Source organism: Sphingobacterium sp. HJSM2_6, from assembly GCF_049316305.1.
GTDB lineage: Bacteria > Bacteroidota > Bacteroidia > Sphingobacteriales > Sphingobacteriaceae > Sphingobacterium.
The window spans coordinates 15,896-33,832 of sequence record NZ_JBMOXB010000017.1; the positions used below are offsets into that span (position 1 = coordinate 15,896).

16 protein-coding genes are annotated in these 17,937 nt (G+C 34.1%); 9 read left to right on the forward strand and 7 right to left on the reverse strand.

From position 1 onward, the window contains the following. Positions 1-85: 85 nt before the first annotated feature. Positions 86-883 (forward strand): 4-(cytidine 5'-diphospho)-2-C-methyl-D-erythritol kinase, encoded by a 798-nt coding sequence (gene ispE, locus ACFRAE_RS14490; RefSeq protein WP_422797884.1) that lies wholly within the window; start codon positions 86-88, stop codon positions 881-883. Between the two features lie 166 nt (positions 884-1,049). On the opposite strand, the gene ACFRAE_RS14495 is transcribed toward ispE, so the two are convergent. Both ACFRAE_RS14495 and ACFRAE_RS14500 read right to left on the reverse strand, forming a co-directional pair. Further along, positions 1,050-1,784, reverse strand: coding sequence for a TIGR00730 family Rossman fold protein (locus tag ACFRAE_RS14495; RefSeq protein ID WP_422797885.1), 735 nt, complete (start codon positions 1,782-1,784; stop codon positions 1,050-1,052). After that, positions 1,777-2,619 carry an ATP cone domain-containing protein gene (locus ACFRAE_RS14500; protein WP_422797886.1) on the reverse strand — a complete coding sequence of 281 codons (843 nt, stop codon included), beginning with the start codon at positions 2,617-2,619 and terminating at the stop codon, positions 1,777-1,779. Before ACFRAE_RS14500 ends, ACFRAE_RS14495 begins: the two co-directional genes overlap by 8 nt. 117 nt (positions 2,620-2,736) lie before the next feature. On the opposite strand from ACFRAE_RS14500, the gene ACFRAE_RS14505 reads away from it, so the two are divergent. Next, a complete protein-coding gene (locus ACFRAE_RS14505) occupies positions 2,737-3,030 on the forward strand; it encodes a YgaP family membrane protein (protein ID WP_422797887.1) in 294 nt (97 codons plus the stop codon). Positions 3,031-3,128: 98 nt separating this feature from the next. After that, on the forward strand, positions 3,129-3,812 hold the full coding sequence (locus tag ACFRAE_RS14510) for an SIR2 family NAD-dependent protein deacylase (RefSeq protein ID WP_422797888.1): 684 nt from the start codon (positions 3,129-3,131) through the stop codon (positions 3,810-3,812). A gap of 186 nt (positions 3,813-3,998) precedes the next feature. Here ACFRAE_RS14510 and ACFRAE_RS14515 read toward each other — a convergent pair whose 3' ends face one another. Next, entirely contained in the window at positions 3,999-4,244 is a 246-nt protein-coding gene (locus tag ACFRAE_RS14515; protein ID WP_422797889.1) for a hypothetical protein, read from the reverse strand. A 66-nt stretch (positions 4,245-4,310) separates the two neighbouring features. Next, positions 4,311-5,645, reverse strand: a complete 1,335-nt coding sequence (gene gdhA / locus ACFRAE_RS14520) for an NADP-specific glutamate dehydrogenase (protein ID WP_422797890.1) — start codon at positions 5,643-5,645, stop codon at positions 4,311-4,313. 106 nt (positions 5,646-5,751) lie between these two features. Between gdhA and ACFRAE_RS14525 the strand changes: the two genes are divergently transcribed. The 5 genes from ACFRAE_RS14525 to ACFRAE_RS14545 all read left to right on the forward strand — a co-directional run bounded on the left by ACFRAE_RS14525 (position 5,752) and on the right by ACFRAE_RS14545 (position 14,205). Further along, positions 5,752-6,789, forward strand: a complete 1,038-nt coding sequence (locus ACFRAE_RS14525; protein ID WP_422797891.1) for a D-cysteine desulfhydrase family protein — start codon at positions 5,752-5,754, stop codon at positions 6,787-6,789. A 142-nt stretch (positions 6,790-6,931) separates the two neighbouring features. After that, positions 6,932-7,834, forward strand: a complete 903-nt coding sequence (locus ACFRAE_RS14530; protein WP_422797892.1) for a sugar phosphate isomerase/epimerase family protein — start codon at positions 6,932-6,934, stop codon at positions 7,832-7,834. Between the two features lie 651 nt (positions 7,835-8,485). Then, positions 8,486-9,643 carry a 6-bladed beta-propeller gene (locus ACFRAE_RS14535; protein WP_422797893.1) on the forward strand — a complete coding sequence of 386 codons (1,158 nt, stop codon included), beginning with the start codon at positions 8,486-8,488 and terminating at the stop codon, positions 9,641-9,643. Continuing rightward, positions 9,643-12,474 carry a hypothetical protein gene (locus ACFRAE_RS14540; protein ID WP_422797894.1) on the forward strand — a complete coding sequence of 944 codons (2,832 nt, stop codon included), beginning with the start codon at positions 9,643-9,645 and terminating at the stop codon, positions 12,472-12,474. The genes ACFRAE_RS14535 and ACFRAE_RS14540 overlap by 1 nt, the downstream gene beginning before the upstream one ends. A 162-nt stretch (positions 12,475-12,636) precedes the next feature. Continuing rightward, positions 12,637-14,205 carry a M60 family metallopeptidase gene (locus ACFRAE_RS14545; protein WP_422797895.1) on the forward strand — a complete coding sequence of 523 codons (1,569 nt, stop codon included), beginning with the start codon at positions 12,637-12,639 and terminating at the stop codon, positions 14,203-14,205. A 64-nt stretch (positions 14,206-14,269) separates the two neighbouring features. On the opposite strand, the gene ACFRAE_RS14550 is transcribed toward ACFRAE_RS14545, so the two are convergent. Next, entirely contained in the window at positions 14,270-15,178 is a 909-nt protein-coding gene (locus ACFRAE_RS14550; RefSeq protein ID WP_422797896.1) for a helix-turn-helix domain-containing protein, read from the reverse strand. Between the two features lie 268 nt (positions 15,179-15,446). Then, positions 15,447-16,364: a class A beta-lactamase gene (gene bla, locus ACFRAE_RS14555; RefSeq protein ID WP_422797897.1), complete on the reverse strand. Its 918-nt coding sequence runs from the start codon at positions 16,362-16,364 to the stop codon at positions 15,447-15,449. Positions 16,365-16,557: 193 nt separating this feature from the next. On the opposite strand from bla, the gene ACFRAE_RS14560 reads away from it, so the two are divergent. Continuing rightward, positions 16,558-17,628: a C2 family cysteine protease gene (locus tag ACFRAE_RS14560; RefSeq protein WP_422797898.1), complete on the forward strand. Its 1,071-nt coding sequence runs from the start codon at positions 16,558-16,560 to the stop codon at positions 17,626-17,628. 88 nt (positions 17,629-17,716) lie between these two features. Here ACFRAE_RS14560 and ACFRAE_RS14565 read toward each other — a convergent pair whose 3' ends face one another. Then, complete coding sequence (locus ACFRAE_RS14565) at positions 17,717-17,935, reverse strand: hypothetical protein (RefSeq protein WP_422797899.1); 219 nt, start codon at positions 17,933-17,935, stop codon at positions 17,717-17,719. Positions 17,936-17,937 lie beyond the last annotated feature (2 nt).

Below are 17,937 nucleotides of genomic sequence, written 5' to 3' on the forward strand. Positions count from 1 at the left end.
TTGTGTGTAAATAATTTGGAATATTATGATGTTATTCCAACATTTGTAGAGCTTTTACCTTGCTGAAATTAGAAATTATCAGATCATGCTCACATTCGCAAACGCCAAAATCAATATAGGACTACAGATTACCTCCAAACGTGCCGATGGCTATCATAATTTGGAAACCATATTCTATCCTGTTCAAATATCGGATGCAATCGAAGTTTTACCTTCTGATAAATTAGCATTTAATATCTGGAATACAGACTTAGAACCTTCCATGACTAATTTATGTGTTCAAGCGTATCAATTGATTAAAGCGGATTATGATATTCCAGCGGTAACAATCCACCTACTAAAAAATATTCCTATTGGCGCTGGATTAGGTGGAGGTTCTTCCGACGCAAGTGCCACGTTAAACTTGTTGAATAATTTTTTTGAATTGAATATTCCGCAAGAACAAATGTTAAGGTATGCATCTCGTTTAGGGGCAGATTGTCCTTTTTTTATCGATAATAAACCTTGTTATGCTCATGGAACTGGCACAGATTTATCACCTATAGCACTTTCACTAAACCGCTATCAGATGGTCATCGTAAAACCTCCAGTGCATATTTCAACTGCCGAAGCTTATAGTCAAGTGATGCCCACAGCCTCTGATATTGACCTACGATTAGCCATAAAACTACCTATACAAGAGTGGAAGCTAAATATACGTAATGACTTTGAATTCAGCTTGTTTGAAAAATATCCGCTCATTGCCGATATCAAAAACAAGCTTTATGAGCTCGGTGCTCATTATGCTTCCATGAGTGGCTCAGGTTCTGCAGTATATGGTATTTTTGATGAAACAAAAGGCCTAGAAGAACTAAATAAATATGGTAAAGTATTTATTGCCTAATAGCTAATAGAACACCGCCAATAGATGTTGAGCTATGAGCTCATAAAATAAGATTTATTCCCTGCCAATAGATTTACCTAAGCATTAGATCATAGATTTTAAACTTGACAGGGTAGATGATCAATAATTTTCATAAAATTTATCACTCACCTTGAACATCTTATAGCTAGATCGCTTTACGTTCACCTAATATCCAGTTAGGTTTTTGCTTTTTAAGCTTAATAATCTTATTGCTATCCGCATATTTATTAATGTGTTCAATCGCTTCTTGAATATTATCAGTGAAAAGTAATAAATGCTGATCTTCAGGGCTTATAGTTTTCTCTTGAATCATGATTTCAATATGTTCAATCAAATTTTGATGATAATCCAATCCCATGACTACGATCGGGAATTGAGAAATCTTTTTAGTTTGAATTAAAGTCAGCGTTTCGTAAAACTCATCTAACGTTCCAAATCCACCAGGCATGATTACAAAAGCAAAAGAATACTTTCTTAGGAGCTCTTTTCTGACAAAGAAATACTCAATATTGACAAACTTATCCATATACGGATTATGATGTTGTTCATGTGGAAGTACGATATTGCATCCCACAGAAAACCCATCCACATCTTTAGCACCTCGATTGGCCGCTTCCATGATTCCCGGACCACCACCTGTCATAATTGTGTATCCAAAGTCGGCTAGGCCTGCCGACAAGCTTCTTGTTTGTATGTAATAGGGATGATCCTCATTAAACCGGGCTGAGCCAAAAACAGTCACGCAAGGCCCTACGAAATGTAAGGTTCTGAAGCCTTTGAGAAATTGGAAAAATACACCAATTATATATTTCAACTCGATGATCCGACTTCTCGCACCTTTGAGGAAGCTTATTTCCTCTTTGACAAATTTATTACTCATGTTCTAATGGGCTGTTTATTAATTCCTTCGCTTCTTGAATGACCGCTACTTTCTTCTCCTTAGTGATTTGTATTCGTTCACATAATGCATCGTCTCGAAGCAAATCTTTAACTAAAATACATTGATTTTTCAATAACATAGCTTTGTCCTGATCACTAATAGTTGTTAAACAGGTTATCGGATATTCACCATTATTGTCTACTTTATTTTTCAAGCTATTTCCTGCGGGATAGTCCCAACTTAATAAATTCATGTGGTAATGCGTACCAAATTTCACAGAATCGCTCGTGAAATACGCATTTGTGACTAGCCAACCATCGGTAAATTTCAATTCTTTATTGAAAAAACGAAAAGTTAAGTCCATAATGTCGGTCACTCTAGATTTAAAATACATGGGGGTTGTAACGGATATTTTGGCATCCGCATCATTTCTGAACTTACATTCTACCGCCAACAACTCTTCATTTTTTTGGGCAATAACATCGATTTCATGCGTTACAGCATGTCCTTGAATCGTTTGGCCAGTCATGGAATTATACCCATCTTCTTGAAATAATCGCGCCACCCATTTTTCAAAATAGAAACCTTCAGGCCCTAATTCTCGTAATGCTCTTTTTAGACTATATCTTGCCGCATAAGAGCTGCGTTTACTTTTTAAGGAATCGAACGCTAATTCATAAAGTTCTTTGGTGCTAATCCCATCATACAAACGATTTTGAATAGCTGTATAGACTTGGTTTACAGTTTCTTCTGAAGCTCCAGACCGCAGTAAGGACCGTCGTAAGGCAGTCTCATCAAAAGGAACAAGTTCTCCTGAGTATTTTTTTACAAGCATAGTATAAAATTAAATCTAGTGAATTTACACATTTAAACACGAATGATAGATTAATATCGGTCTTAAAAACTTTTTACGAGGTCAATTGTTTTATAAAAAAGGAAAACAATTTGTATTATGAGCGGAATATTAAACTTTGCATTGGATAAATTGAAATCTCGAATGGCTGAAGCTTGTCAAGATGGAAATGTTGGTTCGTCTGAAAGAATTCTGTCGGTCGTGGCTGGTGGATTCATTTTCGCAATGGGCGTTAAATCAGTCGTAAAAAACCCATTAACTGCATTTTCAGGCTTAACACTAGGTGGAGCCCTAATTTATAGAGGTGTTACCGGCCATTGCGCTGTTAAAGATGCTATCGAAGGTAAAAAGCCCGAAACTACCATTGTAGAACATCGTTATTTTGTCAAATAATCGATGGCTTGGGCATAAAAAAAGCCGACTTCATTCTTGAAGTCGGTTTTTTTATGTTGCTTATATTGCTTTTTAGGAGCTATTTGTAATTTAGAAGAATGAAAAAAATAGTGGTATTTACGGGGGCAGGCATCTCTGCTGAGAGTGGTTTGCCTACTTTTCGTGGTTCCGATGGGCTTTGGGAAGGTTATGCAATAGAAGATGTGGCAACGCCAGATGCTTGGAAAAAAAATCCTGAATTAGTGCAGCAGTTTTATAACCAACGTAGAAAAGATTGTATGGCTGCCGTTCCAAATGAAGCACATTATAAATTGAAGGAACTGGAAGACGATTACGATATTCAGATCATAACCCAAAATATAGACGATTTACATGAGCGTGCTGGTAGTAGCCAAGTGCTCCATTTACATGGTCAAATTAGAAAGTCTCAATCTTCTATAAATCCTAATTTAATTTATGATATGGATGCGGATACCTTAAGCATGAACGACCTTTGTGAGTTAGGCTCGCCGTTACGCCCTCATGTCGTTTGGTTTGGTGAAGCAGTGCCGGCTATGCGCGAAGCATCTGCACTGGTAAAACAGGCAGACGCCCTTGTGGTGATCGGAACTTCCTTGCAAGTTTATCCTGCAGCAAATCTGCTTCATGATGTCAGGCATGATGCCAAAATAATTTTGATTGATCCCAATGCGCATCAATATTCCCTTGCTACAAGAGTAATTAGAATTGCAGAAAATGCGTCGCAAGGTGTTAATTATTTGGCAAATTTGTTAGCCAAATAATATTTTGTACGCCTATATAAAAAATTTTATATCAATGATTTACGTATTTTATTTAAATATATACTTTATTTAAGAGTAGCCTATTAATCAAACAAAAAAGCCTAAAACAAAATATTATTTTGTTTTAGGCTTTTTTGTTTGATATAGAGTTGTATATTAGATGATTACGATTGTTATATCAATTAATTATTGATATTTATCATAAGTTTTAATAATGGATTTACGCATGCTTTCAAATAACTGTAATACTTCATTTATGAATTCTTCATCCAACATTTCAAAGACGCCATTGACACCACCTATCACATCTGCTTCGGCTAATTTATAAGATTGCTCCAGCGTCCCTTGTTCGATTTTTATGATGTATTTTTGGTTCATCCCAAACAAGGTAATCTTGCAATCTGGGTGAGGAAGTTCTGCTAATACCCGCATTTTTGTATAAATAAAAATTCCAAACCTGTATGGTTTGGAATTTCAAAAATAACAATAATCTCTTGATTAAACCACACCTTGGGCTTTCATTGCTTCAGCAACTTTGATAAAACCACCGATGTTTGCTCCGCGAAGATAATTGACAAAGCCATTATTATCTTTACCATAGCGTACACAAGTTTTATGAATATTTTCCATGATCAATTTCAATCGATGATCCACCTTTTCAGATGACCATTGTTGACCAATTGCATTTTGAGACATTTCTAATCCTGAAACCGCAACTCCACCTGCGTTAGCCGCTTTTCCTGGGCCAAAAAGTATTTTATGTTGTATATATACTTTAATTGCTTCGGCTGTAGATGGCATATTTGCTCCTTCAGCTACGATTTTACAACCATTTTTAATTAACAATTTTGCATCTGCTTCAGAAATTTCATTTTGGGTAGCACAAGGCAGGGCAATATCACATTTGAACTGCCAAGGGTTTTCTTTAGCATGATAGGTTGCAGAACTGTATTTCTTGGCATATTTTCCTAAATCTCTACCTAAGCCCGCAATAAAATGTAATTTTTCTAAAGTAAATCCTTCTTTATCATAAATTGTACCTTGACTATTGGATAAGGTGATTACTTTGGCACCTAACTGAATTGCTTTTTCTGCGGCATAATAAGCGACATTACCAGCACCAGAAATGCTGACCGTCTTTCCCTCCATAGTATCGTTATGGTAATCTAAGACACATTGTACAAAATACAATAATCCGTAGCCCGTAGCTTCTGGTCTAATGTATGAGCCACCCCACTGAACCCCTTTTCCAGTTAATACACCAGAAAAATTATTTTGTAATCGTTTATATTGTCCAAATAAATAGCCTATTTCTCGCGATCCAACTCCAATATCTCCGGCAGGCACATCTGTTTCAGAACCTATATGTCTTTGTAATTCGGTCATGAAGCTTTGACAGAAACGCATGATTTCTTGATCGGATTTTCCTTTAGGATCAAAGTTTGAACCACCTTTACCGCCACCAATAGGTAAACTGGTTAGGCTATTTTTAAACACCTGTTCAAAAGCCAAAAACTTTAAAATACTTAAATTTACATCGGGTGCAAAGCGCAATCCACCTTTATAGGGTCCGATGGCCGAATTCATTTGAACTCGGAATCCTCTATTTACTTGAATTTCGTTTTTATCATCCAACCAGGCTACACGAAAGGATACTACGCGTTCTGGCTCCACCATTCGTTCCAAGATTTTTTGATCTATTAAATCTGGTCTATGTTCATTGATGAAAGGAATTAAATCTTCTACAACTTCAGTGACAGCTTGTAGAAATTCTGGTTCATTGGGGTTATTAACGCTAACCTGCTTAACGAAATTCTTAAAATTTATGGACATTTATTAACAATAGTTTATATTATCTAAAGCAATATTAACAAAAATATGTTTAAAATGCCAATAATATGTGTTTTTACCTTTATAAATCATTTTTTTAATTTAGTAAATGGAATTATTGAAAATTTTTGACTCTTTTCTCACTTCTAAAGGCTTTGTTCGATACAGCTTTTTGGAAAAACCAACGCCCATACAGCACCTGAAAAAATTGAGTAAATTATTGAATCATCCGATTTATATGAAAAGGGATGACTTGAACGGTATAGGTATGGGTGGTAATAAAGTTCGAAAATTAGAATTTTTTATCGCAGATGCTATCGCTCAATCTGCAAACCGTGTAATTACTCTTGGAGCCTTACAATCCAATCATGCTCGTTTAACCGCATTTGCAGCTAGCATGGCGAATTTAGAAATTGATCTGGTTCTTAAGAAAAGTGTCAACAACGATACTTCGGCTTACCAATCCAACGGAAATATGTTATTGAATAGGTTGCTAGATGCTCAAATACATTGTATTCCAAATGATGAAAAGGTTTCTCACTATATTCAAAATTTACAGATTGAATATAGCAAAAAAGGCGAGAATCCTTACTTTATTCCGGTTGGGGGATCATCTGCCTTAGGTAGTTTAGGTTATGCACGAGCAGCAGTAGAAATCGAAGAGCAACTGACTCGAATGGACGTTTCAATTTCCAATATTGGGTTGGCTAGTGGTTCAGGAGGTACCCATGCTGGACTCTTGGCTGGATATAATTACTTGAATAAACCGATGAACATACATGCCTATAATGTGCAGATAGAACAAGAACCATTATTTGGGCAAACAAGGTTGATTGCGAATGAGGTGTCCAAACTTATTGATTGTTCTGCATATTTAGCGGAGGAGCATATTCATTTATCCAATGCCTATGCTGGAGAAGCTTACGGCATTCCGAATGCAGAAACATTTGCTACGCTTCAACTCTTAGCAAAAACAGAAGGCATTTTATTAGACCCTGTTTATACAGGAAAAGCTTTTACTGGATTTATTGAAGATATAAAAATGGGCAAATATCAAAAGGGACCTTCTTTATTTATCCATACCGGCGGAACCAGCGGCTTTTTTGCTTACGAGGATTGGCTTAAGCACAGTAATGCAGCTGTATAATTGGATCTTGGTCAATAAATACATGTATCAAAATCGTTATACTCATGGATTTTTAAAAATTTATTGTATTTTCCCTTACCGAATTAAAAACAATAACTGAATAACAGATAACTTTTATCATAAACATATACCATTTTAATACATGTTAAGAAAAGATTTTTTAAAAGCGATCACGGTTTTAACTGGTGCAGGTATCGCATCACCAGCTTTTTCGCATATAAGACCGTCCAATTTATTTGCACCTAAGATCAAAAAAGCATTAAGCTATTATATGATTAAAGAGGAGCTTTCATTGGTTGATAAATTTAAATTGGTAAAGGATTTAGGTTTTGATGGTGTCGAAATGAATGGTCCTGTAGAATTTACGGTAAAAGAGATACTAGAGGCTAAAGCAAAATCTGGAATTGAAATTCCTAGTCTTGTGAATAAAGACCATTGGGGAAAACCTTTATCGGACCCTGATCCAAGTATCAGAAAATTTTGCATTGATTCGATTGTAAAAACCGTTCAAGAAACAAAGGAATTAGGTGGTGATACTGTTCTTGTGGTTCCAGGTGTGGTGAATGAAAAGGTATCTTATGAAACAGCATGGAAAAACTCCATAGCATCTATTCGCCAAATTATTCCTCAAGTAGAAAAAACAGGTGTAAAGATAGGATTAGAAAACGTATGGAATAATTTTATCCTTAGTCCCATAGAAGCTAAGAAATTCTTAGCGGAAATCAATCATCCACTAGTAGGTTGGTATTTTGATATAGGAAATATCCTACGTTATGGATGGCCCGAACATTGGCTGGAAACCCTGAATAGCAAAATTGTAAAATTGCACGTTAAAGAATTTAGCCGTAAAAAAATGAATGACGAAGGTCTTTGGAAAGGCTTTAATGTAGAACTGACAGAAGGAGATATTGACTGGAAATTAGTGATGGAGACGGTTCGTAAAATCAATTATAAAGGCGAATGGATGACGCTAGAAGTAGGAGGAGGGGACCGAACGGAGCTTCAAAAATTGTCCGGCCAATTGGATAAGATATTGCTGTCTTAAGGACTTCAATAGTTTTTCTTAGCAAAAATATTTTTTATTGAAATAAATTTAAAGAAGCTGCCTTGGTAGCTTCTTTTGTTTTTATAGTGTCCTTGTTTTCAGCTTTATTTATGTCTTAGATTTCTGATAAGTAGTAAAATTTTGTTCCTTTTCCTTTACCTGTGAAGTGATTTAATGGATGCTATGTATAGACCTAACTAAGTTAAGCTTTCAGATGATAATGATTTTAGTTTACTTGAGAAGTATACCTAAATTTCTACTTTTTAGGAACCTTATAAAACTATTGTTTGCATAGAAACGGATCTCCATCGGATCTCCTTCGGATCTTCAATGGATATTAGACGCAAAAGTTCGATGAAAATCCGAACAAATTCCAAACTTAATTCCTTGCTTTTTATGATAAGGTAAAACGGTTTAATCCTGTTTGAGTTTTTTTCTTGCGGATAGAATCGTGTATTTCCAAGTTAGATTCCTTGAAAATATCAATCGGTACGAATAAAACATTTAACTTTTTTTTAATAATTTAAATCTGATTAAAATATTATTATTGTATTAATTCTTATATTATTAAAATATTTTAAGACTGATTAAACCTTTTTTTAAAATATAAGTATAACTTATTAAGAGCCAACACTTACCTAATCTGAAATTATGAGAAAAGTTTACTTAAGCATTTTTTTTCTTTTTTTCTTATACAGCAATAGTCATGGACAACGATTAATACACGATCCAAGTATTCCTGTTATAAAAAATAGAATTATTTTGGAACAGACCCGAGGTGGTACTGTTTCCGAAAATTTAACCGATTTGGAATATATACCACTAAAAACCCAAAAGGGTGATGTGATTGACTACATCATTCAAACGGTGATTATTGAAGACCGGATCGGGATATTAAATAATACCGGGGGATTCTTTTACATCTTTGATAATAAAGGAAATCAAATCAAAAAAATTGATAAAATAGAAGGGTATAAACCTCCAAATAAAGAACGTTTGGTTTTTTCGGTCGAAACAAAAAATAATCAATATGTGTTAAACATGAATAATTTTCGAGCAACATTGGATAAAGATGGGAATTTGCTTGATACCACCTCTAAAAGAGAACTTAAAAATATTGACCAAGTTCTAACTTTGGGAAAGAATGACTTTTTCTTTCTTAATCCAACCAATAGAAATGATTCGACACGAAACTTTGCCTTAAAAAAGAATGATAGTATCCTGGTGACCTACGATAATAGGGATACTATTTCCATGATGTTTTCTAGTGGAAGTCCTATCACTAAAATTAACGATAATCTTGGGTTTATTTCATACTCTCTACCTTATAAAGTGTTTGAATTGGACTCGACAGGGATTACAAGAATTCATCAATTCTTATTCCCTTTTAAAAATACAGTTGATACTTCAGAATATATTGCTTTTAGGAAATGGGATGATCGATTTAGGAATTATATGAATACTAATAGGGATAAAATATTAGGTATAGGAAATGCCTTTCCCTATAAGGATAATTTAATTTTACGATTAAGTGGTGGATTTTCAAGGTTTTGTTTAGCTTATAATTTCAATACCAAGGAAATTTTAGGCTTACATCGGATTATGCCAGATAAGTCCAATGATTACTTAAATTTCTACGATAACAACCAAATGTTTGTGAAGGATGAATTCCTGTATTCCTTTATTTTGCCGGATGCGATACGACGAGCCAAAAGTAAATGTGAAGTGGAAAGACATAGCATGCGGAAAGAATATGCGGATTTAGAAAAATTTAATAACCCCATTCTTGTACGTTTCAAACTGAAATAATGAAATCAACCAAACCAATTATTATCCTAATCATGTTATTAGGCTGGGCCTATAATGGATTTTCTCAAACCAAAATTCAGGGTGTTTTAATTGATTCTGCTTATAATAATACGTTAGAATCTGGTACAATATCCATTTTTGAAGTAGGGAAAACATCAGTGGATAAAGTTACGTTAACAGACCGTTATGGAAAGTTTATCATTGAAAATTTGGGTGTAGGTAAACCCTATATTCTAGAATTATCCTTGCAGGGATTCGAAAAAGTGAGGCGTGAGTTTCAATTGAAAGCGAATGAAGAGAAGGATTTTGGAAATATAAACATGAAACAAGTGTCCAATGAAATTGAAGCAATTGACCTAAAGCCACCTGTACGAATGAACGGAGATACGATTGAATTTAATGCAGACGCCTTTGAATTGGATTCGAATGCGGTTGTGGAGGATTTACTCAATAAATTGCCTGGAATGGTGGTCTGGGGCGATGGGGAAGTCACGTATAATGGTAGACCAATTCCTACGATATTGGTCAATGGAAAACCATTTTTTGGAAGTGATAAGGCGATTGTAATTCAAAATATTGATAAGAAGGCCGTTGATAAGTTACAAGTGTATGACCGAAGATCTCAAGAGGAGAAGGACAAAGATCCTGAAGCAAAAAAAATGGAGATGAATGTGGTCTTGAAGGAAGGGAAGGAGTATATGTATTTTGGAAGCTTAGCTGCTGGAATAGGTAATAAGGATCGTTATGCCGGTCATATGAATATGAATGCCAGTAATAAGAAATCGCAAATAACCGCGGCCTATTCCGTCAATAATGTGAATAAAGATTTATATAATATTGACCAATTATTGACGAATACAACCTTTAAAGGAATTGGTATTAATGCGTCCTTTGATTCTGATTTTTTAAGACAAGGACTATTGCAACAACATGTTATTGGTGCTCGGTATCAATATGATTTAGAGGGTACAAATAACACCTACAATCGTAACATTATACAGGGAAATATTACCGCAAGATGGAATAATGATTTAGAAACAGATGAATCGTATACGCAGTTGGTTAATTTGGATAATAATTATGATAATAATCGAATGGTGAAGTCTCTTACGGAAGGGGTATGGAAAATACAGAATGGTAATTTTGTATTTCGAAATGGTAAAAATCAAAATAATCAAGACAAAGGTAAAAGGGCATTATCTAGTAATGTGAACCTAATTATGGAAAGGGCTGAAAATGACAGACAATCTAACCAATTTACTCAATTTGATTATTTAAATAACCAATCTACCAATAATGTGTTAAACAATGATTTTTCAGAAAATCAAAATTTACATTATAACATAAACTTAAATTTATCAAATAAAAGTGGTGAGTATTCTATTGATGGAAAAAGTAATATGAACTTTTGGGATCGTACTTCTTTTGATTTGAATTTATCTGGAAATATGTCTAAAAGGAATGAGGAATCTGAGAAAACAGGAAATTTCATAAATGTATTGGATGAATCATTAAACAAAATACATAATCGTGATTATGATAAATTAGAAAATAATCAAATGTTTTCTGCCCATCTTAATATTAGAAATAAAGATTTTGCACTTGCCAATTATATATCTTTTGATAATTCAGATAAGATTAATTATGTGAAAGATTTGAATGGCGATGACATAATAGAAAACATCAATTTATCTGAAAAATCGAATAGTAAAGTATTGAACTATGAACCTAGGTTAGAGTACAATAAGCGATTAAAATTTATCTATTTAAATGGTCGGTATTACTACGGTCTCAACTTAAGATTACAAACTGCTGTTCAATTTTATAATTATCGAAACGTCTCCTCCTTGGAAAAAAGAAATTTAACTCAAAATTACCAAACGTTTAAACCTCAAGTAAGCCTTGATTATAATTACAGTAAAATAGGATTATATTATTCATATTATAACTTATCGTATAGTTACACTGAAAATTATCCAGATTTAAATTCTATTGCACCTATATATGATGATATTAACCCTGGTTATAGAAATTTTGGCGCCGTTGGTCCATTGAAAAAAACAGGTAATCATAACTTTAATTTTAATGGCAATTACAGTCAGGAGAAACAATATGCATTACGTTCAAATTTTTCCGCGAGTTATGCAATTGTACAAAATAGATTTGTAGATAGTATTGCTTATGTTGAAAATCAACAACAATTTTATGTTATTCAACAACATGAACCTTTGCAAAGGTTTAATTTTAATTTTACCATATCAAAACCGTATTTAGTCGCAAAAGAACAAACCTTAACTTTTGACATTAATGCCCAAGGTAGTGCTGGAAACACTATACAATATACCAATAATGCGAAGCAAGAATGGCGAGTGAAATCCCTTCATGCCAATTTAAATTTATATTATACGGTATTGAACAAGTTTCAACTGGGTTTGAAAAATGAATTGCATTTAAATCAAAGAAAAGATAAGAACTCTGACAACCTAACAAATAATTTTAATTCGACAAGCTGGAATACCGGTATCAGTGGGGCTTATTCGATAACTAAAAAATTAACATTAAATTCGAATTTCAATAATCGCTCTAACTTTTCAAATCGGGTAGACAACCATTTCTTTATTTGGAATGCCAATGCTACTTATCGAATAACTAAAGGAAATAATTTGGAGGTTAAAGTTGCAGCTTATGATCTATTGAGACAGAATAAGGGTTTTTACTTTTATAATTCAAATGTTGAGTTTACAAATGGTTATCGTAATATATTGACCCAATATTACATGGTTTCCTTAACGTATATGCCTAGGCAGTTTGGAAAAAAAGCTAAACCATAGCTGAAGAAGCTCTGCCAGTACATGAATACATTCGGTTGGGTAAAAAATTTTACTCAACCGATTGCATTTGCATTTGTACTGAATTTTTAATGTTTAGAATTTAGCTCAAAATTTATTTCTTCCATTTAAATTGTATTTTAGAGAAATACATAACCAAAATCTATGAATTTAAGATATATCGCATTAATTTTCAGTTTATTTACAACCAGTTGGTTGTACGGTCAGACAGCAAAAGATTATAAGCAAGTTTATGAGGAATTAAGTGTATTTGATGATCCTCTTGCACTGAGCTTGAAAAAAGGAATAGGGAAGAAGGAAATCAATAAGATGACTGATACTACCCTTCGTGCATTAGCCTTAAAGATATTGGCTAAACAATACCATCCTAAATACGCCCACGCAACTTATAAAGCAATTCAATCTACATGGCAATTGGGCATGGAGCTAGCCATTGGGAGTGGATATAGTAAATATGAAAATATGACTGGTGTCTATTTACCATTGGGGAAACATATTGTGATGGTTGATGGTATAGAAGGAGGTAAAGAAATTAAGCTTATTATACCAAATTGGTTGAGAAAAGCACCAAATCCGGAGAAACCAACGGAAGATCCAAAAGGTTGGGGTATAGAAAGTGAGGAGTTCATTTTGAAAAATGGTGTTAATATAATAGACTTGACTTCTTTTGGTAGTCTAGCGTATATCAGTTATTTTTCAAATCTTCCAAAGGAAGAAAAACCCATTACAGTACATTTTTTGACGGGAAAGGAAAATGGTTATTTTGATAATAGTAAGCAAAGCGATCAAGACTGGGATAAATTATTGAACGATGCCGTATACCCAATAATGGATGCGAAAGGAAAACATATCCAAATAGCTTATCCAGTGGAAGCATTGAAAAAATATGCTTCTGGAAAGGGGTTAGAATTAATTAACAATTACGACTCTTTGGTATACCGCCAGCATCGCATCATGGGCTTAGTAAAGTATAATAAGGTTCCTGAAAATCGGATTTTGGCGCGTGTAAATTATAATTACTATATGTTTCGTGATGGAGATGGAGTAGCCTATATGGGGGATAAGGTAGGGTATGCTATGGGTATGGTTACAAATCCAGCAGTAGTGATCAAAGGAGATCCATGTTGGGGATTTAGTCATGAAGTGGGCCATGTGCATCAAACTAGACCTATGTTTAATTGGGGTGGGCTAGGAGAGGTTAGCAATAACTTATTTTCACTCTATGTCACTCGATCTTTTGGAAATAAAATCCGAATATCAGAACAAGGTAATTATGCGAAATCGCGGGAACAAATTATAGACAAGCATATATCGTTTCTGGAAGATCCCGATGTATTCAATAGATTAGTTCCGTTTTGGCAATTGCAATTGTATTTTGAAGGAGCAGGGAAAAATCCTGATTTTTATCCTGATTTGTTTGAAGCATTTAGGAAGCAAAATATACAACGATTATCAAATTACCAGGGGGATTATGATCGAAATCCTGCAGTACATCAATTGAACTTTATTAAAACGGCTTGCGAAGTTTCTAAAACAGATTTAACTGAATTTTTTAATCAGTATGGTTTTTTCAAAGTAGCAACCTTAACCTATGATGACTATGGTCGCTATCGGTATGATATGACTCAGGAAATGGTCGATGAATGTAAATCGTATATTAAAAACCTTAATTTGGCTAAACCAACGGTTGAAATCAGCCAATTGACAGATTAACAATCAATTGTATTTGATAAGATAGGAATGTCTTGGTAAACGCGGTTTTATCAAGACATTTTTTTTAATCCGTATACCTAAATTTTTTAATAAAATCTCCTGGAGTGGTTTGATGGATTTGCTTAAACATGCGGCTAAAATAACTTACGGAAGAGAAACCACTTAAAAAGGCTACTTGCGATATATTGGAGTTAGGACTTAGTAGCAAGTTTTTGGCTAATGCCATGCGTTCTTCTAAAATATACTCTCCGGGACTTTTATTATAACAACTTTCGAAAAGTCGATATAAGGTGCTTTTACTACAATTTGCTAATTCTAATAAATCTTTAATCTGAATGTTCTTCGATAAATTTTCATGAATGTATTTCTTAATAATCAATAATTGATTGCTAATGTTTAGCTTTCTTAAACCTTCTTGGTGTTCTTGTTGGGCTTCCATTAAACGAACCAATAGGGATTTTAATAATAAATCATTTAAAATTTGGCTTGGTGCCTGATCTCTATTTAATAATAGTAGCTCATTAATTGTTCGTACCAAAGCAGAGTTATTATTAAAATGAAAATTTGTAAAGTCAATTTCCCACAGCGTGCTTGGATTGCCATATTGATGATTAAAATAGGCTAATATATTATTGATCGTATGCTGTGGAATCAGTAAGGTTGCACACTGCACGGGGTTTTTAGCATCAGCTTGGGGAAAATCTGCATAAATGGTTTTACCCTCTGGTAAAATTAAAGTGGTACCTGGCAGAAATTCAAAATGGGTTCCTTCTTTGGTATGTATTATTTTTTTTCCTCTTATCATGCTGGAAATGCTTAAGCCATCATACCTAATCTGCACTTTCGTGGAAGATTGGAAAGTCTCAAAAATATAGATTTCAAAGCTACCGCAATCGATACGATGCCGATTTTCATAGCCGTGTTGTAAATGCTCCGGTGTCTGTATAGACAATAAATCAATTAAGTGAGTCATTATAATTTAAGATAAATAAGAAGTATGAAACAATAATAACAAAAACTGAAACAATATTTATATGTTGATTAAATTAATTATATGAACTTTGGAGGTAAGAAATCATCTTGTAATAAATTGATTTTAAAATTTTGTCCGTTTTTAAACTACTTAATGAATAAATAGAGCTGGTGGAAATATTAATACTGCGGCTTAAATTATTGAATAAAGTTTCTGATAACTACCTATGAAATACATATGATAAGCTGTCCTTTTTAAAGAGACAGCTTTATTTTTTTGGAAACTTCTGGAAATACGCATAAGCTGTTTTAGCTATTTCGGCAATAATTTTCGCATTTGTTGGCTCATCTTCCTTTGAATCTGTGACGAATACTGAAATGTAGAAATGTCGATTGTTGGGTAACATGACGATTCCTACATCATTAACAGCTGCAATAATTCCTGTAGCCTTATTTTTTCCAGAATAACCCGTTTTATGTGCTACTGTGGTATTTTTTGGAAGCATCCCTTTGAGTCTATTCTTTCCAGTGATCGTAGATTTCATGACCTCCCACAAAAATTGATGTGATGCGGGACTTAATAATTGGTTTTTATTAAGATAATAGTCGTGAAGAATGCGGTTGCAAGAGCCTACCGTAGTCCAATTTTCAAACTGTAAATCCCATTGTGCTTGCTGAACTTCCTCTGTATATTTTATATTTAAATCACGATAGCCCAATTGTTCAAAATATTGCTGTGCAACCAATGGGCCACCGACTAAATCAAATAATAGATCGCAAGCAATATTGTCACTCTCGGCTATGCTGTATTGGATGAGTTGGGCAATCGTTAAAGAGGTTCCATTGGGAAATTGGTCTTTTATGGGGCTATATAAATCGCTATTTAATTTTTCTTTCGGAATGACTATTACTTCATCCAATTTAAGCTTCCCTAAATCTACTTGATTTAACACGACTATTCCCAAATGAAATTTATAAACGCTTTGTAATGGGAAAGGGGTTTCAGGAAAGTTGACTAAACTATCTGTAAATTGATCGTTGTGAATAGCAACGCCCACCTTAGCCTGGTATTTTTTAGTTATTTCTTTAATAGCATGCTTTAATGCTTCAAGTGATTGCCCAGCACTATGGTTTGGACTTACAAAAAATAAAATGGGGAAAATCAGCGCAACTAAGATATTTCGCATAGGATCAATACTATAATTTGAGAAAAACGAATTTTATGGATTATTAATCCGAAGTCTATTTAAATTTTTATAAATATAGTGTAATTGAATTAATTATTTAACAAAAGTGAATTGTAGCTGTTAAATAGATTAAATAATTTATTAGTTTCGAAAATTATTAATCATCTACCAAAAAAAACTTATAACTAAATTAATGAAAAGAATCAATTGTTCAATTAAAGGACTTGCATTAGCATTTTTTATCTTACTGATACAGACTTCCTGTAGTAAGGATGATGTCGTTCCAGATCAAACTGAAAAGCCCAATGAGGAGCTTGATTATGGAAATATTAACGATTTGATGCATCATGCAGGTGGAAATTCTAAATCTTTTAATACTTCCATGGGTATTCATTATGAATACTTAAAAATTACCACTGCAGAGGATAAAAGTTGGTTGTTAAATCCAAATAATGAGCCTTCAATACCCAAAGGTTTAGTAGGGCATTTGGACTTAAAACCATTTCCAGTGACACTGTATCCTTTTGGATCGCCAAGTCCATCGGATTGTAATCAACGTAATATTGGCGATTGTTCTGCAATTTCTGTGTTTGCTGCTTTGGCTTATATTAATCCGGATTATGTAAAGTCAATTATCAAGGCAAATACAGATGGAAGTTTTCAAGTACGCATGTTTGATCCGGCAGGTAAAGAGGTCTTTGTGACTGTAAGTAATCAGTTTTTAAGTCCTATCCATGGATCTGATTTAGCTGCAGTGAGCGGGAAAAAGGGACAAGCGACTTGGGCAACCTTATTGGAGAAAGCTTTTATGAAATACAATGATGTGTATAAAGTGGTAGAAACGATCGAAGGTATAGGAAGTGAGACAACTAGTCCAGCGTTTACAGGAGAGGGGGAAAGCTTTGCTTTTTGGCCGGAACGCTTAACTGCCGCAGAATTGAAAAGGGCTGTGGAAGTGTCATTGGCAGAGGGAAAAATTGTTATCGGTGGTTTTAATAAAGCGGATATCAAAATTGGTCAATCGAAAACGGTGACAGCGCATGCCTGGACTTTTATTTATGCGCCTAATAATTCGATTAATGGGTATCAACCTATGTTTGTGATGCGTAACCCCTGGGGATCAGACAATGGGAGTGACCTCGATGGGCTAATGTATATCCCTAAGGATGAAACTATCGCGGATATGATAGATCTAAGGATTATTCATGCGGGTAAAGCGAAGCCTACTAAAGTTCCATCAACGTTTACTCCTCCAAAATATTAATGGAACTATTTAATCCAAGGGTGCTTCTTTTAGAAATATTGATTTTAGGTTTGAAGCACCGTTGGATTATTTAATTTATAGCTTGCTATTAAATGATTCCACCGCCGATAATAAGCCTTAATAAGCCTAAGAAGATGGCTACTATACATATAATAATGCCGCCTTTTGACTTGCCCAATATGGAGAATACTAATCCTAATATAGCAAAAGGTATATTTAACCAATTTAACCAACCCAATAAGGGTATCATTCCCAGTAGCATACCAATTATCGCGAATATCCCAAATAATCTTCCTAGTAATTTCATTT